Raw genomic sequence first — 21,695 nt, forward strand, 5'->3', positions numbered from 1 at the left:
ATGGGAGAATTTATTTCGCTATTATTCCTGCTAGGTGTTGTCGGGGCGGTCGTCGGGGCTGCGACAAACTATATGGCGATTAAAATGCTATTTAGACCGTATAAACCAATTTACCTAAAAAAATGGAAGCTGCCGTTGACGCCAGGTCTTATCCCAAAGCGCCGCGGAGATTTAGCCATTCAGTTAGGAAAAACAGTTTCCGAATATTTATTGACACCGGAAACGATTAAAAAGAAATTTTTATCAGAAGAAATCCGCACAAATGTATTAACCTTTGCACAAAATAAAGTGGCAGAAGAAGTATTTACAAATGAAAAAACGATGAATGATTGGATACGATTGGCGGGTTTCACACAATTACCACAAACAGTGGAAGGGAAAGTGGATGAACTTATCCACACTCAATTTGCTTCAGTAAAAAACACATTATCAACGAAGTCAATCCGCGAACTGCTGCCAATGGATTTAGAGCCTATATTAGATCAGAAAATAGAGGAGGCAGTCGTACAGATTTTGCAAAAGGGCGAAGAATATTTTCTGTCGCCGGAAGGTACGATGACAATCAAAAATATGCTGGATGACTTCTTATCGACAAAAGGTTCATTTGGCGGCATGATTCAAATGTTTTTAGGGGACTCTTCATCATTTGTTGATAAAGTGCAGCGTGAACTTGTAAAATTTTTACAAGCACCAGGTACAGCAGCACTTCTACACCGGATTTTTACAGCTGAATGGGAGAAAATTAAAAATCGACCAGCAATGGACTTTATGAATGATGTAAACTTTGATACGATTGAAGCGAGTATCCAAAGCTATGCAAAAAATGCACTTGCTCTGGAAGCGCGCCTTGATAAAACGATTAATGACTATTGGCCACAAGGGAAAGAGTGGGCTGCAAATGACCTGCTTCCTAAATTGATGGATAAAATATTCATTGCAGCGGAAGGAAAAATCGAAGACGTACTAAAACGACTGAATTTGGCTGAAGTTGTACGCGAGCAAGTAGACTCCTTCCCAATTGCCAAATTAGAAGAGCTCGTGCTGGGCATTATTAGCAAAGAGCTGAAATTGATTACATGGCTAGGCGGTATTATTGGTGGTCTTGTCGGGATCATACAAGCTTTAATCGTCTTTATGACGAACTAAAATTAGAAAGTAGGACAATTATATGATTAATATTTATGAAGATATCAATAAGCTGCAGGCAACATTCCGCAAGACAGACGAATTTGTGAATTTACAAAAAGCAGTGGAATTAGTGCGTGAAGATGAAGAAGCAAAAGTGTTATTTACGAACTTCCGTGATGTTCAATTAAAGCTGCAAAATAAACAAAATGCCGGTGAAGAAATTTCTGAGGAAGAGTATGTATTTTTACAGAAAACAGCACAGCTAGCACAGCAAAATGTGAAAATTCTGGAAATGTTGGAAGCGGAAATGGCATTAAGCGCCGTTATTCAAGAAGTAAACCGCATTATTACACAGCCAATCCAATCTTTATACGACGGACTATAAAATAAAGGGGCCCACACTTTTGTGTGTCCCTTTTTTAGTAGTAAAAAATATAGTATTCAAGGAAATCTACGTAAGGAAAATGTATTTTTGCGGAATGTAATTTTTATAATCGGATAGTATGTTTAGGATATTTTTGTGAATAAATGCGAATGCGCTGTGAAAATTGAGGATGTGTTGTAATAATTTTGGCAATCTGCATTTCATCTGTGTACAACAACTGATATCGAAAATGCTGCATGAAAAAACGCTGGACATTTTCGTATAAATTATTTAGTGAAATAGCTCCAAATAATTCATCGCGATCGATTAGGAAAATTAGGTCACAAATAGTCGAATCATCCATATATTTAACTTCAATCGTAATGTAAAACGTCCGCTCATCACAGCGATCCAAGTCAAATTGATGAATGCTAAGAGATAGATGATCAATAATATTAGCAAAATTCGTTTTAGGCTTTATTTGGGAAAGTATCATTTTGTCACCTCCGTAAATTATTCAATTACTTAAAGTATAAAATATACTGATAACAAAGTCTAATAATAATATCCAAAAAATGTCATGTTACTACCGTTTCTATAGTGAAAACTACTCATAATCACGTATAATACACATTAATTATAATCTTCATACGTTAAAATTAGGTTAAAAGTGTGCAAAGTTTTAGCAGGATAAAACATCGGTTGTTCCTTATAAAGCATTTTTTGTTACAATGAGAGAGATTTTGCATTTATTTATATAAGAAAGTAGAGAAACAGCATGAAAACGATTCATATTAATGAGCAATTCAAAGAAGACTGGACACGTGTTCTTAATCATATAGCCAATTTATTTTACGAGGATTCCGTTATTCAGATTGGACAGGACGGTTCGGATATGTCGATTGAATTTAAGAAGGCAATCGATGAAAATTTTACGATTTCCACTTATGCCAAACTTTTAGTGGATGGTCAAGAATATACGAGTGATTATTCGATTCAGTATACGACTGAAGGCACAGAAAAAGAGCAAAACATCCGGATGAAGCGAGCACTGTCACATGTCATGCTGGATGTTCTTGAACAATATTCGGGTATGACACAGCAGTGGGGGATTTTAACAGGTGTCCGCCCGACAAAGCTTTATCATAAATATCGTAAGGCCGGCATGAATGATGAGCAGATTGCAGCGGTACTGAAAGAGGACTACCGAATTTCAGATCAAAAGATTGCATTGATGAAAGCGATTGTTGAGCGCCAACTTACAGTTATACCGGATTTGGACGAACTTGGAAAGGAAATCTCAATTTATATTGGCGTTCCGTTTTGTCCGACAATGTGTGCTTATTGTACATTCCCGGCTTATGCGATTCAATCAAATCGTAAGGCAGGTCGTGTAGAAAAGTTTATTGATGGTCTTCACATCGAGCTGCGTGAAATGGGTAAATGGCTGACAGAAAAAAATATGCGGATTACTTCTATTTATTGGGGCGGGGGAACACCTACATCTATTGAAGCACATGAAATGGACGCCTTATATAAAACAATGTTTGACGCTTTTCCAAATACGGAACTGATTCGCGAAATAACAGTGGAGGCAGGGCGTCCGGATACGATTACACCGGAGAAGATTGAAGTTTTGAAAAAATGGGGCATTGACCGGATTTCCGTCAATCCGCAAAGCTATACACAAGAAACATTAAAAGCGATCGGCCGCCATCATACTGTGGAAGAAACTGTGGAAAAGTTTTGGCTATCGCGCAATTCGGGCATGAACAATATTAATATGGATTTAATCATTGGTTTACCGAACGAAGGTATTGAAGAATTTCAGCATTCCTTGGATGAATCAGCGAAAATGCAACCTGAAAGTTTAACGGTGCATACACTTAGCTTTAAACGTGCATCAGAAATGACGCGCAATAAGGATAAATATAAAGTAGCCGATCGTGATACAGTTGGAAGAATGATGCAGATGGCAACAGATTGGACAGCTGAAAATGGCTATGTCCCTTATTATTTATATCGCCAAAAAAACATTTTAGGGAATCTGGAAAATGTCGGATATTGCAAACCGGCCGAAGAATCGATTTACAATATTGTCATTATGGAGGAAGTGCAAACGATTTTAGGCATTGGTTGCGGAGCTTCCTCAAAATTTGTGCACCCACAAACAGGGAAGATCACACAATTCCACAATCCAAAAGATCCGGCAGCCTATATTATGACGTTCGAAGAGGCGATCGCAAAGAAAATCGCAATTTTGGAAGAGCTATATTCTTAAAGTGAAGCTCCAATTAGCGGGGTCTCATCCCTTATGGATTGCTGCTCTTCAACAATCGGGTTATTGACAATTGTCTACCATCTATGCTGCATAGTTTTCCAAAGCTTGAAGATGGGAGTTTTACAGTCCGTTAATCGGGGATAAATATTGAAAAGGATAGTTTACTTTGGAGTGGATGAAATGGAGCGCGTCGAAGAATTAGAAAAAACATTGGAAGGTTTATTGCAAAAATCCCATTATCAAGATTTTTTTGTTTTAATAGATCCCGCAATTAAAATTTGTGAAATGCATGGTGCAAAAAAACAGCTTATTAATTTATTGATATTTAAGGCAAATGCATATATACGAACAGGTCAAGTTCAATCTGGATTCGAGCTTTTAACAAGTCAGGCAGTGTTCATCAATAAATACGGCACGATTATGCAAATTTTAAATTTCAAAAATGTTCGTTCTTCGCTATTAATAGCTGCTGGCTATTATGAAAGCGCAGTCGAATCATTGCTGGAAATGATTCCTTTGGCGGAACAGCTTGACCATATTAATTTACTTACGGAAATATCGAATAATTTATGCTACAGTTACTTATCTTTGGGCAATTACGAGCCTGCACTGCAATATGCGGAGCAATCGATCAAATATTTAAACAAGCATAAGCGGAAATATCGCTTTCCCTCATCATTGACGATGAGTGTCCAAAATAATTTGGCGAATATTTATTTGCATTATAATCGTTTGGAAGAGGTAGAAGAGTTAATACGCATTTTAAGTGAAAGCAACAAAAAAAATTCAAATCGCCGCCATCATCTAAATTTGCAAATTATTATTGCAAAATTTTTTGCGAAAAAAGGAGAGTATTCTGTTGCAATTAAAATGCTGGAGAAGCTTCAGAGAAAGCTTGTAGATACCGAGGATTTAGCGCTATTAAAGGATGTCCAGAAAAACCTGATAAAATATAGCAAGCAAATTGGTGATGAACAGCTCATCATCCAGAAGCAGCAAATGTTTATTAAAACATTGCTGCTTCAGCAAAAGAAAAATGTTCTGCAGCAGGCAATGCATATGGAATATACGATGCGCAAAACGGAAGTGTTCGATAGCACAAACCGCGATGCCTTAACGAATTTATACAATCGCCGCTATATGGAAGTTCAAAGCGGCAAATTACTGGAAACTGTTCCGGACAATCGTTTTATAGCGTATTTGGTTTTTGATATTGATTATTTTAAACATATAAATGATGAGCACGGACATTTAGTTGGCGATGAAGTGTTAAAAATATTAGCCGCAGAAGTTCAATTGTTTATAAAGGATACACCTGCGATATTCAGCCGCTACGGCGGGGATGAGTTCGTCATGTTTCTGCATGCGGGAACACCAGGGGAGCTGGAAGATTTTACGAAGCAATTCCATGAGTTTTCACGCAGCCTGCATTTCGAGGCAAATAATTTACTTTATCCGATCAGTATAAGTATAGGGCTTAGTATGGAACGAAAAAAAGACATTAAGAATCTTGAGCAATTATTCCATGAAGCCGATCAAGCATTGTATGAATCAAAAAATAATGGGAGAAACCAATTTACTATTTTCACATAAAAATATAGGTGATAAATTATGATAATGGTCGAATTAGAAGAACTGTTAACGACATTAAAAACGCTAAAAAGGGAAAAGCAGTTTGATGATTTTTTTGAGCTTCTCGAAAAAGCGATTGAAATTGCCAAAGAAATGAATTCCCCGCGGTATCTGATCGAGCTTAATTTAGAAAAAAGCAATGCCTATTATAGCTTGGGGAATCTGGAGTTTGCATTAAGTACATTGATGGATTATCAGAACCTCATTCAAGAAAGCAATAATCGTTTTCACTTAATGCGATTATATCAAGGGCTGGCGGAGATTCATAGTTCGCTGCAGGAGCAAGAGGAGTTTTACTTTTATTTGAATAAAGCGAAGGATTTGGCGGAGGAGGCTGCAGATCATGAAGTGCTTGCAACCCTTCACAATCATTTTGTCGTCTATTATGATCGGAAAAAGCAATACGAACTGGCATTAAAGCATGGGAAAAAGAGCTTGGAATACATCGGACAGCTTGAAAATTCCCAATCTACGGAAATTTACTTCCGCTTGCATTTAAATATAACGCAAGTATATATCAAACTGAAGAAATTGGATGAGGCCAATGAGCTGTTATACGCATTGTCCAAGCTTGTCGAAGGAAAAGCTGTCACGCGGAATTTGAGCGAATTGTATACAACAAGGGCAAAATGGTATATTGCGATGAAATATTATGAGGAAGCATATACATTACTGCAAAAAGTAAAGGCTTTGGCAATAGCAAACGAAGACTATAATTTTTTGCAGGAAGTGAACCGCAATATTGTGGAAACGGCCAATTTATTAAAAGATAACAAAAAAATTATTGAATCAAATGATGAATACATCGATTCCATCCAATTGGCGCAGCAAAAAAATTATAAAGTAAAAATCCAACAAGTCGAACTACTGCTGAGTAAAAGGAAATTTAAAGATCAAATTTATTTGGATCCATTGACAAATATCCGGAACCGAAGATATTTCGAAAAGTTTTCGCAGCAATGGCTGGACAGTGAAGAAAATCCAAAGCAGTATTATATGTATTTTATTTTCGATGCTGACCATTTCAAGCAAGTAAATGATGTGCACGGACATTTAGTAGGAGATGAAGTGATCAAAAAGCTTGCTCAAACAGGAAAAGAAATTTTATCCAATAGTGCGACGATTTTCTCCCGTTTTGGGGGAGATGAATTTGTAGGGATGGCAAAATTGCAGGATGTCCGGCAAATGGAAGAGATTATTGCCCCGCTTCATGAGGCGCTTTCTGAAATAAAGTATGAAGTGAACGGGAAAAATTATGCCATTACAGTAAGTATAGGGGCGGCTGCAATGCAATTTAAACAATTCACTTCAATCGATCAGCTAATGAAACAAGCCGATGATGCGCTGTATCATTCAAAAAGAAATGGACGCAATCAATATACGCTGAGAACCAATTTTTAACAGGCGGATTTACAAAGGCTCTTCTAATGCGAAGGAGCCTTTTTTTGAGCAAGGGATATTTTTATAATCAAGCAAACTTGTGTAAACTAATAAGAGAGAACAAGAAAAGGATTTGTCATAATGAAGAAATTTATATTGCTATTAATGACAGCTTTAATGTTAATGGCTGGATGTGAGGAAATAACAGAGCGGCCCGAACAACCGAGTGAAGGACAGAGCAAGGAGATGACTGTGCATTTTATTGATGTCGGTCAAGGGGACTCGATTTTCATACAAGCACCAGACGGAAAGACGATGCTCATTGACGGGGGCGTAAAAGGCGCAGGAAAAGAACTCGTCAATTATTTGAAAGCGAATGGAGTAGAGCGACTGGATTATGTAGTAGCTACACATCCTGATGCGGATCATATTGGCGGGCTCATTGCCGTATTGAATTCGATTTCCATAAAGGAGTTTATCGATTCGGGAAAAGTACATACGTCGCAAACTTATGAGGAAATGCTACGCTTAATCCAGGATAAAAATATTCGTTTTACCGTTCCGAAAGCGGGAGATCAGCTTACACTCGATGATGAGCTCGATATAGAAGTGATTGGGGCTGATGAAACGGCTTCCGATAACAATGATGCCTCAATTGTTTTGCGCGTTGTCTATCGCAATATTTCTTTTTTATTGATGGGGGATGCAGATCATGGGATTGAACGCGAGCTTCTGCGAAAAGGAATAGATGTGCAGGCAACCATTTTAAAAGCGGGGCACCACGGATCGAATACGAGCAGTTCGCTTGAATTTGTAAAGGAAGTAAGCCCGCTTGCAACTATACTAAGCTATGGACAGGACAATAAATACGGTCATCCACATGCTGAAGTGATTGATGTTTTACAACAGACAGGCAGCGAAATTTACAGCACTGCAGAAGCGGGGACGATCGTCGTAAAAACGGATGGTGCAACATATGGTATTGATGCACAAGAGTGGACCGGCATTGGTGCCACAAGTTCTGTTACATTGCCGAATGCAAAGAAGACAGAAGGGAAAGTGGAGCTCATAAGCAAAGACCTTCATGCCGAAATTGTAGCAATCCAAAATAATAGCAGTGAAGCGGTCAATCTACAAGGCTGGCAACTTGTTTCGATGGAAGGTAATCAAGTTTTTGACTTCCCTAATATAATCCTTGCACAAGGGGAAACAATTAATATTACAAGTGGGCCAAATGCAAAAACGAGTGCGGATTCAATTGAGTGGACGAAAAGGCAAATTTGGCTAAATAGCGGCGATGCAGCCCAATTAAAAAATGCGAAGGGGGAAATTGTAAGTGAACTACAATAAATATACGCTAGACCGGTTTGAGGGAGAGTACGCAATTTTTTTGAAACATCCTGAAGAAACGGAGCAGCTCCTCATTCACCGTACAGAAATCTCAACAGAGCTGAAAGAGGGTGATGTCGTTCACATTCAAGATGACGGCTTCGCTTATCAAATTGAGGTGCTGCACGAAGAAACAGCTAAACAAAAACAAAATGTAAATGATTTATTGCAGCAGTTGAAAAACAGGGAATAAGTTTATAATGAAAGGGTGTGTTAAAGGTTTTTTGACTTTTAACATACCCTTTTTCAATTTTTGTGGATAGGAAAGTATAAGCTGAACTATTATTATGTGCTATTTTTTTCGGCTGAAAGGCCTTATATAATCTATTCTGACTATAAAAATTCGGAAAAATCAAAAAGCAACAAAAACAATATGCTTTAGTATGGTAAAATATATATGTACATATATTAATTTTAGGAGCGTAACAATGGCAATCAAAACAATCATTTTCGATTTAGATGACACTTTATTATTCGACCAGAAATCCGTAAAAACAGCATTTGAAAAAACATGCGAATATGCAGCAGCTAAAAGAAACGTGGACCCTGGCGAACTGGAAGAAGCAGTACGTTCAGCGGCGCGTGTATTGTATGAAAGTTATCCAACATATGATTATACCGTGTTGATCGGCATTAACCCATTTGAAGGACTTTGGGGAACATTTGATGATCCTACACCACAGTTTTTGCAAATGAAAGAAATTGTGCCAGCCTATCGTGCACAAGCTTGGACAGATGGATTGGCTGCTGTAGGGGTTGAAGATGCCGATTTAGGGGCGGAACTAGGGGAGCGTTTCGTTGAAGAACGTAAAAAGTCGCCATTTTTCTATGACGATACATTTGCGGTATTGGATGAATTAAAGGGGAAGTACCAGCTCGTTCTGCTAACGAATGGTGCACCAAGCTTACAAAATTTGAAGTTGGAGATCACACCGGAAATTGTGCCGTATTTTGACCATATCGTCATTTCAGGCGACTTTGGCAAAGGGAAACCGGATGCATCCATCTTTGAATTCGTCATGGACAAAGCACAGGTGACAAAAGATGAAGCGATTATGGTCGGCGATAATTTAATGACCGATATTTTAGGTTCTTCTCGTGTCGGTATGCAAAATGTTTGGATTAACCGTGAAGACAAACGTAAAAATCCGGACATTGCACCAACTTATGAAGTGACATCATTAACAGAGTTTTTGCAGCTATTGAAAGCATTATAGTGTTAAAAATACACTACGGTAGTTTTGTGAAACAGATTAATCATGGATTTATCTTAGGATAACGACATTCAAACATATGTAAATAAAGAGTTCAAACATATTTTATATAGCAAATATGTTTGAACTGTTTTGTTGCTTTCGTATTATTAAATAAACTATATAAAATTATGTAAGAAAAGAGGTGATAAAGAATGAATAAGAAAGAGATTTCTAATCTTAAAAAATGGCGAGAAAATTATGCTGCATTAATTGTTGCCATGTCTTGTTTATACAGTGCTGTTGAAAGTTGGGGAGATAATTGGTTTATGGCAGCATTGTTATCAGCAGGGGTAATAATTTGTGGGACGATAGCCTTTTTTGATATAAAACGTATTTTAAATTTAAAGAAATTAAAATGTAATATATAAAATATACAGATGACTAAATGGCAAAAAGATCCCATACAACGCTTTGGGAATTTCAGGGGGGATTTTATGTTTGTAGTAAATGTAGAAGGGGCAATTCGTCGCAATGAGAAATGGCTTTTAATCCGCAGAAGTGAAAAGGAGGAGCATGCTGGTGGAGGTCTCTCATTAGTAGGCGGAAAGTGTGAAATTGAAGGTGATTCATCTGATATCCTGGAAAGAACATTAAAACGAGAAGTTTTTGAAGAAGTAGGTAGCGAAATTACAGGCATTAAATATGTAAATAGCTCCTCCTTCGTGACGGAATCAGGAATAAATGTAATCGATATAGTTTTCCTATGTCATCATAAATCTGGAGAACCTTACGCTAAAAGTTCTGAAGAAGTGGATGATGTTATTTGGATGACTACATCAGAGATTCTTGCACATACGGAACTACCTTTATTTCTAAAAGAAAACATTAAACTTGCAGAAAAAGTACTACAAGATAATTTGCATGTGAAATATTAGTTATACTTCATCAATTTTGATCGATCATTTTTCAGGATGGGGCTTTTGTAGTTGCTGTTAAATAAGGAATGAAGGATATTTTTTAATCAATCTTTATTCCAATGCAGAAACATTGTTAGTTTGTGCGTTTTTTACATCGGATGTCTCCAAAATAAACAATTTTCAGAAAATTTGTGATATAATGCAATATATGAAAGAAATGAAAGAGGTTTTTTGGATGGTAAATTATAATGCATGCTGCTGTGAAAATTGTGGGCGTAAAAGTGAAACAATTCAAGTGAATCCGGTGACATTAAATCATCATACGGCATATCTCTGCGTAACTTGTACACATGTATTCGCTTTACCTAAAAACAAGGACCGGTTCTTTCAGCTCGTACGCGGCAAAAAGGCGAAAAGTTCGAATAGGGAGATGCAAAAGGCCCATCAGATTTTATCGGCATTCATCGCGGCAGGGGCACTGTTTTTAGTTGCCGTTGCTGCAGCGGGAGTAGCGCAAAACTATGATTTCACGACGATTGTATTCAATGAAATACGGCTGACACCACTTAATGAACAATTGTCTTTTTTGCATTTAAAGTCATTTAATTAAAAACGGGGACTGTTGAAATTAACTTTTCAACAGTCCCTTACATCTTTATTAGGAAAGGAAATTTTAGATATTGACAGGCAAGTACAAAAGTAACAAAGCTTTGCTGCACAAATAAAATAGTGCAGCAAAACTTCTATTGCGATAAATAAATCATTTTACTTCATAAAAGGGAAGGTCTTTTGCGAGTATGCACGGCGCCTACCACGTTCCTTTATTGCTGTTGTGCGGCTTCCGCCAATAAAACACCGCAACTTAATATTTATCTAATTCTGAAGTATTTTTAAAATATATAATAAGTAATAATTAATTATCGGACACTAGCGTTTTTGTACTTCCAGTAATTCCGAAGCGGTTACAAATTCATAGCCTTGTTTTTGTAAGGCAGAAAGGATCGTATCCAAAGCATCCGCCGTTGTTTGGTGGATATCATGCATTAAAATGATACTGCCGTTTTTTGCTTGTTCATTCACCGCAAGCACGGTTTTTTCTGGATCGCGATGCTTCCAATCGAGCGTATCGATTGTCCACATAACGATCGGAACATTCAATTGATTGACGATTGTTTTATTATACGCACCATAAGGCGGACGAAAAACCGTTGCATTTTGACCGATTGCCGCGTTAATCACAGCATCTGTGGATTGAATTTGACCCTTCATTTGCTTTAATGATAACGTTGTGAGTTTTGTATGATTGAATGTATGGTTGCCGATTTCATGACCTGCTTCATACACCGTTTTTAAAATTTCAGGATACTTTTTCGCCTCTTGACCAATAACGAAAAATGTTGCCTTTGCATCATATTTTTCAAGGGTTTTTAAAATTTGCATCGTCACTTTCGGATGTGGGCCATCATCAAATGTTAAGGCGATTTTTTTCCCGCTTTTAGGCTTGGGCGGCTTTGGTGCTTCGGCTTTTTTGTCAGGAGATTTCAGTCCGCTTGCAAGCACATAGCCAGAAAGCTCATCGGTTGCGACAAACGCCCATCCTTTTAAATTTGTAAGCATTGTGACATTCGCATTTTTACGTAAAACCCCAATTTCGCCACTGGATGGGCTGGCGGCAGATCGGACGACTAAATCTGCAGAACTTTTTACTGTCATCGCTTTTGCTGTAGGCTGCACGAGTGCATGCTTATTTACAAAGCCTGCCGTATTGCCGTATTTTACGAAAACGAAGTCAGTAGAAGCAGAACCGTACACTTCTACAATACTATTTATATAAAGTTTCCCTATTATATCGCTTTGTTGTGTGTTCGTTACGCGTACAAGCGGCTCATTTTTAGCATTTACGAGCATATATTGAGGGGATGCAGATTTTAAAATTTCGCTTTTAATATAGCCGGTCGTTGTTTTGTATTGAACTTTTGTCCAATCATCCTTTTCTGAGAGAACGATGAGCGGTGTTGCTTTTGAGAGGGAAATGATCTTTTCCTGTAAAGTTTCATTGAATATGTCTGTTTCTGCCGTTGTTGTTTTTATTGTGATAGGAGTATGTGCATGAGCGCTATGCGGGCAAACTAAGAAAATAATAGCAATACATAGAATGGTAAACAATGAGGAAAATATTTTTTTCATATAGAAAACTCCCTTTAGGTAAAATTGAACGGTATAGTAAAATATTAATTAATATACCTAGTATACAATCCCATTCGCCAAACATAAATAAACGGTTCCTTAAATACTGATTTTGAACTACAAGAGAAAAGATAGTCTATTAAACTTATGCATTTCAAAAGAAAATATGTTGAAAAAATCAAAAAACACTGATGGATGGTCTTCCCATTCACCAGTGTCAGAAAAAGTTATAGAGTAATAGCTTTCACTTCATCAATATTTTCAAGCTGCGCTACGTAAATCAAATCTTCGGTCGTCACTTCATTATCCACTGCCAGCATCATAACGGCAGAGCCGCCAACTTGATCACGGCCTACTTGCATTGTCGCGATGTTAATGTCTTTTTCCGCCAATTTAGTAGCTACGCGACCGATGGAACCTGGTTTGTCCTGGTTTTTAATGTATAGAAGGTTGCCAGCCGGGATGACATCGACTACAAAGCCTTCCACTTTCACGATACGGGCACCAAGACCATTTAATAATGTGCCGGCTACTGTATGCTTTTCCGTTTCGGTTACGATTTCAACTGTAATTAAGTTTGTGAAGCCTTTTGCAGTTGTTGTTTTATGCTCGTTGATTTGCATTCCAATGCGCTCTGCCAAATAACGCGCGTTCACATCATTTACGTGAGAGCCGTGGTTTGTAGATAGTAAACCTTTAATCGCATTTGCCGTTAATGGACGCACATCGAAATTTGCCACTTCACCAGCATAAGAAATATTTAATTGCTGAATGCTTTCTTCGGTTACTTGAATAAGGAATTTGCCAAGCTTTTCTGCCAAAGCGAAGAATGGCTCCACCTGTGCCAGTTTCTCTTTCGGAATTGATGGCATATTCACGGGATTTGTTACTGTTCCCGTTTTAAAAAATTTAATAATATCGTTTGATACGTCAACTGCAACAGATTCCTGGGCTTCAACTGTAGATGCGCCTAAGTGGGGTGTTGCAATGACTTGCGGCAATGTCAGCAATTTATGATCGGTTGCCGGTTCCTGCACGAATACATCAAGCGCCGCGCCTGCAACTTTGCCATCAACGATCGCCTCATATAGATCGTCCTCGTTAATAATACCGCCGCGCGCGCAGTTAATAATGCGAACGCCTTCTTTCATAAGGGCAAAACGTTCCTTGTTGATGATGTTGCGTGTTTCAGGCAATAGTGGTGTATGGACTGTAATGAAGTCAGCTTCGGCACATACTTCGTCAACCGTCCCTTTTTTTACTCCTAGCTCTTTTGCGCGTTCTTCAGTTAAAAATGGATCATATGCGATAACATTCATGCGCTGGCCTTTTGCCCGATAAGCTACTTCAACACCGATTCGTCCCATACCGATAACACCTAATGTTTTGTTTTTTAGCTCGACACCAACATAAGATTTGCGGTCCCACTTTCCATTTTTCAATGTGTTGAAAGCTTGCGGGATAAAACGAGCGAGTGAAGTCATCATCGCAATTGTATGCTCGGCAGCAGAGTTCGTGTTTCCGTCTGGCGCGTTTACTACGATAATGCCGTGTTCGGTTGCGGCGTTTAAGTCGATATTATCAACGCCTACTCCGGCACGTCCGATTAACTTCAAGTTTTTGGCTGCTTCAATTACTTCGCGTGTGACAGTCGTCTGAGAACGGACAAGCAATACATCGACATCTTTAATTTTCGCCATTAATTCTTCAGGAGCCAAGCCTGTCTCAACAACAATATTTAAATCCAATTCTTTTTCTTGACGCAACGGGAAAATACCGTCATCACTTAATGGATCTGCAATAAATACGTTAATAGTTTTTGTCGCTTTTTCGATAACTTCTGTTGTCATAGTAAAATTCTCTCCCTTTATTTCACTTTTTTTGCTTTTTCTCGGGGCAATTTGCTGAAAAAATCTTTGGCATCCGCCAATACATAATAAAAAGCCTTCCGTCCCTTACGTAAAACGTAAGGGGCGAAAGGCATTAATTTAACAAATCGCGGTACCACCCTTTTTCGTTGACATATTTTTTCGGGAAAAATATGTTCAACCTTATCCATATGCGTAACGTGCATGTGACGGAATAGCTTACTTTAGATTTTCGGCTACTCTATTCAAGAGTGGAACTTATTTAGCGTATATACTGGTTCACACCAACCACCAGCTCTCTTTGCTATACGAAACTAAACAGCATGTCTCTATCCTTATAGTTTGTCGTGATTAAATTTGATAACATCATAAACTTGATTGTTCACCTTTGTCAACGCAATTTTCATTACTAATTAAAAAAAATTTTGCTTAATTCATATTTGGAAGGCTTTAAACGAACTATATATTATATTTCTCATGAAAACGTTCGTGTATAGGAGATTGTATGTAAGCGCTAACGATGTTGAGGTAATGCGATTTAATTGAATTTACAGAAATCTCAATCGCTGAATACTATACTGGAAAATGGAATTCCCCTAAATTGACATAATTTTGTCACAAACAGTAATTCCCCGGTATTAAGGCAAGGAAAAAAATAGAAGGGGAAATTAAAAATAAAACGAAATTGTAATACATATGTACATATAAGGGGGAGTGGAATATGCAATATGATGTAATCGTTATCGGTGCAGGGTTGGCTGGACTAACAGCGGCTTGCCAGCTTATCGATGCGAAAAAGAAGGTGCTGCTTGTCGATCAGGAACCGGCAAATTCAATCGGTGGTCAAGCGTTCTGGTCATTCGGGGGACTGTTTTTAGTCGATTCTCCGGAACAAAGAAGGTTAGGAATTAAAGATAATAAAGAGCTTGCTTGGCAAGATTGGCGCGGTTCTGCAAATTTTGACCGTTTAGAGGACGAGGATTACTGGGCATATGAATGGGCCAAAGCATATGTCGATTTTGCTGCTGGGGAAAAATATAACTGGCTAAAAAAGCATGGCATTAAATTTTTTCCGGTAGTCGGCTGGGCGGAGCGGGGCGGTTCATTGGCGGGGGGGCATGGCAACTCGGTCCCGCGCTTTCATATTGTGTGGGGAACAGGTCCTGCATTAGTGGAACCTTTCGCCAAGAAAGTGCTGCAAGCGTCCGAAAATGGGCAAATTGACTATTTGCCCCGTCATCAAGTGACAGAACTGATTGTTGCAAATAATGCGATCACAGGCATTTGCGGCAATATTTTAGAAAATAGCATCATTCGCCGTGGTGAGAAAAGCTCAAGGGAAGCAGTCGGAACATTCGAATATACAGCAGATGCAGTAATTGTAGCGAGCGGTGGGATTGGGGCAAACATAGATCTTGTAAAGAAAAATTGGCCATCAAGACTAGGTGCGCCCCCGAAAAACATGGTTGCTGGGGTTCCGGCATATGTAGACGGAAAAATGCTGGAAATTACAGAACGAGCAGGCGGGCGTATCGTCAACCGCGATCGTATGTGGCACTATACTGAAGGATTAAAAAACTGGGATCCGATTTGGGAAAATCACGGGATTCGAATTTTGCCGGGACCGTCATCGATGTGGTTTGATGCATTGGGAAATCGATTCATAGCACCGAATTTTCCGGGATTCGATACGTTAAGCACACTAGAAGCAATTCAAAAGACTGGCCATGATTATTCCTGGTTTATTTTAACGGAAAAAATTATTGAAAAGGAATTTGCATTATCAGGCTCAGAACAAAATCCGGATTTGACGAATAAAAGTATAAAAGACGTGCTAAAACGTGTTTTGCCAGGACCGCCAGCTGCAGTGCAAGCCTTTAAAGACAATGGAGAAGATTTTGTCATTGCACATAGCTTAAAGGAATTAGTGGAAGGAATGAACAGGCTTTCCGGGAGTGACTTGCTCGACTTCATGCATATTAAAGAGCAGATTTTGGCGCGTGATCGTGAAATTGAAAATGTATTTTCAAAAGATGCGCAAATTACGGCTTTGCACGGTGCGAGAAATTATATAGGAGACAAATTGATTCGTGCAGCAAAGCCTCATAAAATTTTAGACCCGTCTGCAGGTCCTTTAATAGCAGTGCGCTTAAATATTTTGACGCGAAAAACATTGGGCGGGCTGCAGACGAATTTAAATGGGCAAGTGTTAAATGACGATGGTCAACCAGTCACAGGGCTTTTTGCTGCCGGGGAAGTAAGCGGATTTGGAGGCGGAGGCATTCACGGCTATCGCTCATTGGAAGGCACATTTGTAGGGGGCTGCTTATTTACCGGGTTACAAGTTGGAAAATATTTAAGCAAATAAAGGACTTTAATCATTGTATGTCGAAATGAATGAATATTCATTTATAAGGGGTGTATAAAATTGAACTATGAAACAATCAAATTGGAAATTGCAGAACGAAAAGCGACACTAACATTAAATCGTCCGAATGCGATGAATGCCATGGACTTTACGATGATGCGGGAATTGGCGGATTGCTTTGAAGCGCTACATAACGAAGAGGATGTCCAAATTCTCATTATAAAAGGAGAGGGCAAAGTATTTTCTGCTGGCGGAGATGTGAAGATGATGGTCTCCTCAGATGAGTTTTCGGATTTTGGAGCAATTATGGGCGATATATCGCGATTGGTGAAAGCTTACTACACACTACCGATGATCACGATCGCACAAATTCATGGAGCTTCAGCCGGTTTAGGGTTCAGCTTAGCTTTAGGCAGTGACATCATTGTCGCAGAACAATCGAGTAAATTGGCGATGAATTTTATCGGAATCGGCTTAATACCAGACGGAGCAGGACACTTCTTTATGAAAGAGCGCCTCGGCACGGCTAAAGCAAAGCAAATGATTTGGGAAGGAAAAGTTTTGAACGGCGAAGAAGCATTGGCATTAGGCTTGATCGATTATAATGTTCCAGATGGCGCTGCATTAGTAACAGTTGATCAGCTTGTTGGAAAGCTGCTTGCATCTCCAATTTCGGCGATGATAGAAACAAAGCAAATTTTGCATTCGGCCAATTTGCAGCAGCTTGAGCAGATTTTGCAAGGCGAGTCTAAAGGTCAAGTGAAGATGCGGCAAACAAAGGATCATTTAGAAGGCATACAAGCATTTGTCGAAAAACGCATGCCGCAATTTGAAGGGAAATAACTGCATAGGAGAAGGAGGCGTGCTTGTGAATGACCATTCGCGCCTCCTTTTTATTGTTCTTTAAAATAATTGCTGTACAACAATCCAGAATGCTTATATGATAGTGAAAGACTAAAAATGGAGGTAGCTTCGTGGAACAAAATAGGCTATCAAAAAAAGGGCGACAACTATTGCATAACATATATTGTCCAAATACATCCGAAACGATTGCAATGTGTGAAGCAGAGTTGAAACAGCTCTCTCAACAGCAAATCAATTATTTGGAAGTGCCTTTTGAGCAGTTTGAGAAAGTGCATGCCCATTTCGGTAATAGCGAGTTTATAAAACAAGGTGCTTTCACATATGAACAAGTACGCCATATTACAGAGGCGGGGAATATCCGTCATTTAATAATGGATGAGACGGGCCGCATAGATTTTATGGAAGAGGCAATCGGCATGAGTACTGCGATTTCTTTTGCCCAAAGCAAGTGGAATGGCGCAGAACGTGGAGAAGCGATTGAAAATGCTGTATTCACAGGTCTTTCTGTAGTAGGTGAATCCTTTGCAGAGGAGATAATCGAGGAACAAATACACCGTGTAAATGTTGTCGACCATATTCAGCTGGATGTAGGCGTCATTAGTGCGGTCAAGAAAAATGGTGCGAAAGCTGTTGTGAAGAAAATGGCAAGCTCTGCTACAAAAAAGGCGATGTACAGTTCGGCTGCTGCAAAAAAAGCGGTTATCCTATTAAACGCCAATGTTGTCACAGGAGCCATCGTTACAGGAGTCATGTCGAGTGTTGATATTGTTCGAACGATTAAAGGGCAAATGTCTCCGGGGCAGCTGTTTAAAAATATATCAAAGACGGCAGCAAGTGTAGCGGGCAGTCTTATCGGTTTAATTGTCGGCGGGGGGATAGGCTTTACAATTCCGAATGTAAGCACAACAGTCATCAGCTTGATCGGCGGGATAATCGGGTTGATTTTAGGGAGTGTATTGACGACGAAAATAGTAAAAAAGGTGCTAGATTTATTTATTAAAGATGACTCCTTGAAAATGCTGGAGATTTTTAACGGCGAGCTTGCGATTTTAGTGGAACAGTATTTATTAAATGAAAAGGAACTCCAGCAAGTTTTGCACGATTTTAACGAAATGCATAATATGCAGGAGGAGCTGCGCAATATGTATGCAGCAGAGGACCGTGTCGCATATGCAAAAGCAATGATTGAAAAGGAGTTAAGTCGCATTGTCCGTCTGCGTATGTATTTGCAAGTGCCGACCAACGTGGAACTTTATAAAACAATAGAGCGTTTAACATAAATAAAAGGTGCCCTGAATTTCAGGACACCTTCAAATTTATGTACGGTTAATTTACACGTGGAATAAAATTAGTTTGCCAGATGCGTTTACTAATCGATGCGTTTTTTCAGCAATGCCTTTTTCTTCGATTTGCTTTTGGCCTTCGATTTTTGCAGCGTCATCGTTTGCAAAAGACCATACTTCATCGAATAAAGTTTCCCCCGTTTTTTCAAATGCAGTAAAACGATAATTCTCCATTTAAACCACCCTTTATAAGCAAGATAATTTAATTATACAAGAAATTTTCCGATAATTCACGAAGCAAACTCCATTATTGCAGAAATATTTGAAATTTATGGCATGTTCATGAACAGGTATTTAGTCTTTTGATCGATAAGTAATGCATATACATGTTACAATAAATTGTAATAGAGTTATAAAGGGGCGATTGCTTGTGAATGGAATTACAAAACTCCAACCTGGTGACCAAGTAGATCAATATTTGTTGATTAAAGAAGCTAAAAAAGGAGTAACGACTGTCGGTAAGCCATTTATGTCACTCATCCTGCAAGATCGAAGTGGCGATATTGAGGCAAAGCTTTGGGATACAAATGAAGAACATGAAAACTTGTATCGTGCGCAAGTGATTGTGAAGGTTGGTGGAGAGATTCACGATTATCGTGGAAAAAACCAGCTGCGCGTCAAACAAATCCGACCAGCACGTGAAGAAGAAGGTGTTCAAATAAGCGATTTATTGCCGACATCTGCTGTGCCGAAAGAACAATTATTTGAAGAATTAAATCAATATTTCTTCCAAATACAAAATCCGAATATTTCACGTATTACACGCTTCCTCGTGAAGAAATATCAAGAACGTTTAATCATTTTCCCTGCTGCGACAAAAAATCATCATGACTATGCTTCAGGCTTAATCGATCATGTCGTGTCAATGTTGAAATTAAGCGATGCCATTTGTGATCTGTATCCTACATTAAACCGCGATTTATTGTATGCTGGCGTCATTTTGCATGATATTGGGAAAGTGATCGAGTTAAGCGGTCCTGTCGGTACAATGTATACTGTGGAAGGCAATTTGCTCGGACATATTTCCATTATGGTCAACGAAATTGGCCAAGCTGCCAATGAATTGAAAATTGATGGAGAAGAAGTGATGCTGCTGCAGCATTTAGTGTTGTCGCATCATGGAAAAGAGGAATGGGGAAGCCCGAAAAAGCCTATGATTCAAGAAGCGGAAATTTTGCATTATATCGACAATATTGATGCAAAGATGAATATGCTTACACGCGCCCTCGATAAAACAAAGCCCGGCGAATTTACAGAGCGTCTATTCCCATTGGATAACCGCTCATTTTATAAGCCGACAATTTAAAAATAAGCATGAGTCATCTAGGCGGCTCATGCTTATTTTCATTGCTATTGATTATGCTGCTGGAATTTCACCATGAAGTCAGCAAGCGCCTTGCATGTTTCCATCGGTACGGCATTGTATGTGGAAGCACGGCAACCTCCTACAGAGCGGTGACCGTTCAGACCAACGAAACCTGCTTCTTTTGCTTCTGCCAAAAACTTCTTCTCAAGCTCTTCATTGGCAACCCGGAATGTAATATTCATCAATGAGCGTGAATCTTCCGTTGCGTGTCCATAGTAAAAGCCGTCTGAATGATCGATGGCATCGTAAATATATTTCGCCTTTTCCTCATTGCGTTTTTCTATTGCTTCCAATCCGCCTTGCGCTTCTACCCATCTTAAAACTTCCCCTAGCATATAAATTCCAAAAGTAGGAGGTGTGTTGTATAAAGAATTGTTTTTTGAATGTGTAGCATATTTCAACATTGTTGGGACATTGCTGTTTGCCTTTTCCATGAAGTCTTTGCGAATGATAACGACTGTCACACCTGAAGGACCTAAATTTTTCTGCGCTCCCGCATAGATCATCGCAAAATTCGAAACGTCTATTTTCTTCGATAAAATATCTGATGACATATCGGCAATTAATGGAATCTCTCCTGTTTCAGGAAATACTTTCCACTGTGTACCGAAAATTGTATTGTTTGATGTTAAATGCATATAAGCAGCTTCCACATCAATTTGAATTTCCGGAAGTGCAGGGATATTCTTATAGTTGTTTTCCTTTGTGCTGGCAGCTTCAACAGGTGCACCAAATAATAATGCTTCTTCAAATGCTTTTTCCGACCAAGCCCCTGTTTGAATATAGCTCGCTTTTTGCCCTTCTTTTAAGAAATTCATCGGAATCATGGAAAATTGCAAGCTTGCTCCGCCTTGCAAAAAGAGCACTTCGTAGTTTTCAGGAATATTATACAGCTTGCGTAAACGTGCGATAGCTTCGTTATGAACCTCTTCAAATGTAGCACTACGATGACTTAATTCCATCACCGACATGCCTGTCCCTTTAAAATCTACCAATTCTGCCTGTGCTTTTTCCAAAACCTCAAGCGGTAATGCTGATGGACCAGCATTAAAGTTAAATGCGCGTTTTGTAGTTACTTTCAACGGAAACACTCCTTGTGTCAATTAAAATAATTTATAGATTGATAATATACTCTTTTTCTGTAAAAATGTGAAAATTCGCGGAATTATTTTTTGGGAAAACATAAAAGAGAAGAATTAGCGACAAATTTACGGATTTTTGTATTAAATGATATTTGAATGTTCGTGTTTTAATATATTTGAGTGGAGTATATTATCGGGAAATTATAGAAAATGGATAGAGGAATATTCTTAATTATGCGAATACAGTTCGACTATCCCCCTCTGTTAGGATAGATGTCGTACCGAGCTAACGTGATATGATTAAGTAAAATACACGGAGGTCGAGACGAA

20 protein-coding genes and 1 other annotated feature are annotated in these 21,695 nt (G+C 38.8%); of the genes, 15 read left to right on the top strand and 5 right to left on the bottom strand.

What is annotated here, in order from left to right; translation table 11 throughout:
* Together ACTHOQ_RS14790 and ACTHOQ_RS14795 are read left to right on the top strand one after the other, a co-directional pair.
* The gene (locus ACTHOQ_RS14790) at positions 1–1,146 is read left to right on the top strand and encodes a DUF445 family protein (RefSeq protein WP_440496916.1); all 1,146 of its coding nucleotides are present in this window, start codon (positions 1–3) and stop codon (positions 1,144–1,146) included.
* Positions 1,147–1,168: 22 nt separating this feature from the next.
* Positions 1,169–1,513: a YlbF family regulator gene (locus ACTHOQ_RS14795; protein WP_440496917.1), complete on the top strand. Its 345-nt coding sequence runs from the start codon at positions 1,169–1,171 to the stop codon at positions 1,511–1,513.
* A 103-nt stretch (positions 1,514–1,616) separates the two neighbouring features.
* Here the strand turns inward: ACTHOQ_RS14795 and ACTHOQ_RS14800 are convergent, their stop codons facing one another.
* Positions 1,617–1,988, bottom strand: coding sequence for a hypothetical protein (locus ACTHOQ_RS14800; protein ID WP_440496918.1), 372 nt, complete (start codon positions 1,986–1,988; stop codon positions 1,617–1,619).
* Between the two features lie 282 nt (positions 1,989–2,270).
* Here ACTHOQ_RS14800 and ACTHOQ_RS14805 point away from each other — a divergent pair, with 282 nt between their 5' ends.
* The 9 genes from ACTHOQ_RS14805 (at position 2,271) to ACTHOQ_RS14845 (ending at position 10,897) form a co-directional block, all read left to right on the top strand.
* Positions 2,271–3,773, top strand: coding sequence for a coproporphyrinogen III oxidase (locus ACTHOQ_RS14805; protein WP_440496919.1), 1,503 nt, complete (start codon positions 2,271–2,273; stop codon positions 3,771–3,773).
* Positions 3,774–3,953: 180 nt separating this feature from the next.
* Complete coding sequence (locus ACTHOQ_RS14810) at positions 3,954–5,366, top strand: diguanylate cyclase domain-containing protein (RefSeq protein ID WP_440496920.1); 1,413 nt, start codon at positions 3,954–3,956, stop codon at positions 5,364–5,366.
* Between the two features lie 18 nt (positions 5,367–5,384).
* Positions 5,385–6,806 carry a tetratricopeptide repeat-containing diguanylate cyclase gene (locus tag ACTHOQ_RS14815; protein ID WP_440496921.1) on the top strand — a complete coding sequence of 474 codons (1,422 nt, stop codon included), beginning with the start codon at positions 5,385–5,387 and terminating at the stop codon, positions 6,804–6,806.
* A 120-nt stretch (positions 6,807–6,926) separates the two neighbouring features.
* Positions 6,927–8,135: an MBL fold metallo-hydrolase gene (locus tag ACTHOQ_RS14820; protein ID WP_440496922.1), complete on the top strand. Its 1,209-nt coding sequence runs from the start codon at positions 6,927–6,929 to the stop codon at positions 8,133–8,135.
* Entirely contained in the window at positions 8,122–8,367 is a 246-nt protein-coding gene (locus ACTHOQ_RS14825) for a DUF3006 domain-containing protein (protein WP_440496923.1), read from the top strand. Before ACTHOQ_RS14820 ends, ACTHOQ_RS14825 begins: the two co-directional genes overlap by 14 nt.
* Positions 8,368–8,602: 235 nt before the next feature.
* Entirely contained in the window at positions 8,603–9,391 is a 789-nt protein-coding gene (locus ACTHOQ_RS14830) for an HAD family hydrolase (RefSeq protein WP_440496924.1), read from the top strand.
* Positions 9,392–9,582: 191 nt separating this feature from the next.
* On the top strand, positions 9,583–9,798 hold the full coding sequence (locus ACTHOQ_RS14835) for a hypothetical protein (RefSeq protein WP_440496925.1): 216 nt from the start codon (positions 9,583–9,585) through the stop codon (positions 9,796–9,798).
* Positions 9,799–9,864: 66 nt separating this feature from the next.
* Entirely contained in the window at positions 9,865–10,305 is a 441-nt protein-coding gene (locus ACTHOQ_RS14840; protein ID WP_440496926.1) for an NUDIX hydrolase, read from the top strand.
* Between the two features lie 217 nt (positions 10,306–10,522).
* A complete protein-coding gene (locus ACTHOQ_RS14845) occupies positions 10,523–10,897 on the top strand; it encodes a DNA polymerase III subunit delta (RefSeq protein WP_440496927.1) in 375 nt (124 codons plus the stop codon).
* Positions 10,898–11,214: 317 nt separating this feature from the next.
* Here the strand turns inward: ACTHOQ_RS14845 and ACTHOQ_RS14850 are convergent, their stop codons facing one another.
* Both ACTHOQ_RS14850 and serA read right to left on the bottom strand, forming a co-directional pair.
* Entirely contained in the window at positions 11,215–12,474 is a 1,260-nt protein-coding gene (locus ACTHOQ_RS14850) for a polysaccharide deacetylase family protein (protein WP_440496928.1), read from the bottom strand.
* 227 nt (positions 12,475–12,701) lie between these two features.
* On the bottom strand, positions 12,702–14,324 hold the full coding sequence (gene serA / locus ACTHOQ_RS14855; protein WP_440496929.1) for a phosphoglycerate dehydrogenase: 1,623 nt from the start codon (positions 14,322–14,324) through the stop codon (positions 12,702–12,704).
* 116 nt (positions 14,325–14,440) lie between these two features.
* Positions 14,441–14,687: a binding site (T-box leader), on the bottom strand.
* Between the two features lie 376 nt (positions 14,688–15,063).
* On the opposite strand from serA, the gene ACTHOQ_RS14860 reads away from it, so the two are divergent.
* The 3 genes from ACTHOQ_RS14860 (at position 15,064) to ACTHOQ_RS14870 (ending at position 18,854) form a co-directional block, all read left to right on the top strand.
* The gene (locus tag ACTHOQ_RS14860; RefSeq protein ID WP_440496930.1) at positions 15,064–16,710 is read left to right on the top strand and encodes an FAD-binding dehydrogenase; all 1,647 of its coding nucleotides are present in this window, start codon (positions 15,064–15,066) and stop codon (positions 16,708–16,710) included.
* Positions 16,711–16,770: 60 nt separating this feature from the next.
* The gene (locus ACTHOQ_RS14865; protein ID WP_440496931.1) at positions 16,771–17,553 is read left to right on the top strand and encodes an enoyl-CoA hydratase; all 783 of its coding nucleotides are present in this window, start codon (positions 16,771–16,773) and stop codon (positions 17,551–17,553) included.
* Positions 17,554–17,684: 131 nt separating this feature from the next.
* The gene (locus ACTHOQ_RS14870) at positions 17,685–18,854 is read left to right on the top strand and encodes a hypothetical protein (protein WP_440496932.1); all 1,170 of its coding nucleotides are present in this window, start codon (positions 17,685–17,687) and stop codon (positions 18,852–18,854) included.
* A gap of 51 nt (positions 18,855–18,905) precedes the next feature.
* On the opposite strand, the gene ACTHOQ_RS14875 is transcribed toward ACTHOQ_RS14870, so the two are convergent.
* Positions 18,906–19,091: a YhzD family protein gene (locus ACTHOQ_RS14875; protein ID WP_440496933.1), complete on the bottom strand. Its 186-nt coding sequence runs from the start codon at positions 19,089–19,091 to the stop codon at positions 18,906–18,908.
* Between the two features lie 196 nt (positions 19,092–19,287).
* Between ACTHOQ_RS14875 and yhaM the strand changes: the two genes are divergently transcribed.
* On the top strand, positions 19,288–20,223 hold the full coding sequence (gene yhaM / locus ACTHOQ_RS14880; protein WP_440496934.1) for a 3'-5' exoribonuclease YhaM: 936 nt from the start codon (positions 19,288–19,290) through the stop codon (positions 20,221–20,223).
* Between the two features lie 44 nt (positions 20,224–20,267).
* Here yhaM and serC read toward each other — a convergent pair whose 3' ends face one another.
* A complete protein-coding gene (serC, locus tag ACTHOQ_RS14885) occupies positions 20,268–21,365 on the bottom strand; it encodes a 3-phosphoserine/phosphohydroxythreonine transaminase (RefSeq protein ID WP_440496935.1) in 1,098 nt (365 codons plus the stop codon).
* Between the last annotated feature and the right edge of the window lie 330 nt (positions 21,366–21,695).

It is taken from the genome of Solibacillus silvestris, from assembly GCF_051967575.1.
Lineage (GTDB): Bacteria > Bacillota > Bacilli > Bacillales_A > Planococcaceae > Solibacillus > Solibacillus silvestris_B.

Excerpts from the sequence above, each read along its gene's own strand:
- ACTHOQ_RS14790 (WP_440496916.1), top strand. The coding sequence starts at position 1 with ATGGGAGAATTTATTTCGCTATTATTCCTGCTAGGTGTTGTCGGGGCG.
- ACTHOQ_RS14795 (WP_440496917.1), top strand. The coding sequence starts at position 1,169 with ATGATTAATATTTATGAAGATATCAATAAGCTGCAGGCAACATTCCGC.
- ACTHOQ_RS14800 (WP_440496918.1), bottom strand. The coding sequence starts at position 1,988 with ATGATACTTTCCCAAATAAAGCCTAAAACGAATTTTGCTAATATTATT.
- ACTHOQ_RS14805 (WP_440496919.1), top strand. The coding sequence starts at position 2,271 with ATGAAAACGATTCATATTAATGAGCAATTCAAAGAAGACTGGACACGT.
- ACTHOQ_RS14810 (WP_440496920.1), top strand. The coding sequence starts at position 3,954 with ATGGAGCGCGTCGAAGAATTAGAAAAAACATTGGAAGGTTTATTGCAA.
- ACTHOQ_RS14815 (WP_440496921.1), top strand. The coding sequence starts at position 5,385 with ATGATAATGGTCGAATTAGAAGAACTGTTAACGACATTAAAAACGCTA.
- ACTHOQ_RS14820 (WP_440496922.1), top strand. The coding sequence starts at position 6,927 with ATGAAGAAATTTATATTGCTATTAATGACAGCTTTAATGTTAATGGCT.
- ACTHOQ_RS14830 (WP_440496924.1), top strand. The coding sequence starts at position 8,603 with ATGGCAATCAAAACAATCATTTTCGATTTAGATGACACTTTATTATTC.
- ACTHOQ_RS14835 (WP_440496925.1), top strand. The coding sequence starts at position 9,583 with ATGAATAAGAAAGAGATTTCTAATCTTAAAAAATGGCGAGAAAATTAT.
- ACTHOQ_RS14840 (WP_440496926.1), top strand. The coding sequence starts at position 9,865 with ATGTTTGTAGTAAATGTAGAAGGGGCAATTCGTCGCAATGAGAAATGG.
- ACTHOQ_RS14845 (WP_440496927.1), top strand. The coding sequence starts at position 10,523 with ATGGTAAATTATAATGCATGCTGCTGTGAAAATTGTGGGCGTAAAAGT.
- ACTHOQ_RS14850 (WP_440496928.1), bottom strand. The coding sequence starts at position 12,474 with ATGAAAAAAATATTTTCCTCATTGTTTACCATTCTATGTATTGCTATT.
- serA (WP_440496929.1), bottom strand. The coding sequence starts at position 14,324 with ATGACAACAGAAGTTATCGAAAAAGCGACAAAAACTATTAACGTATTT.
- ACTHOQ_RS14860 (WP_440496930.1), top strand. The coding sequence starts at position 15,064 with ATGCAATATGATGTAATCGTTATCGGTGCAGGGTTGGCTGGACTAACA.
- ACTHOQ_RS14875 (WP_440496933.1), bottom strand. The coding sequence starts at position 19,091 with ATGGAGAATTATCGTTTTACTGCATTTGAAAAAACGGGGGAAACTTTA.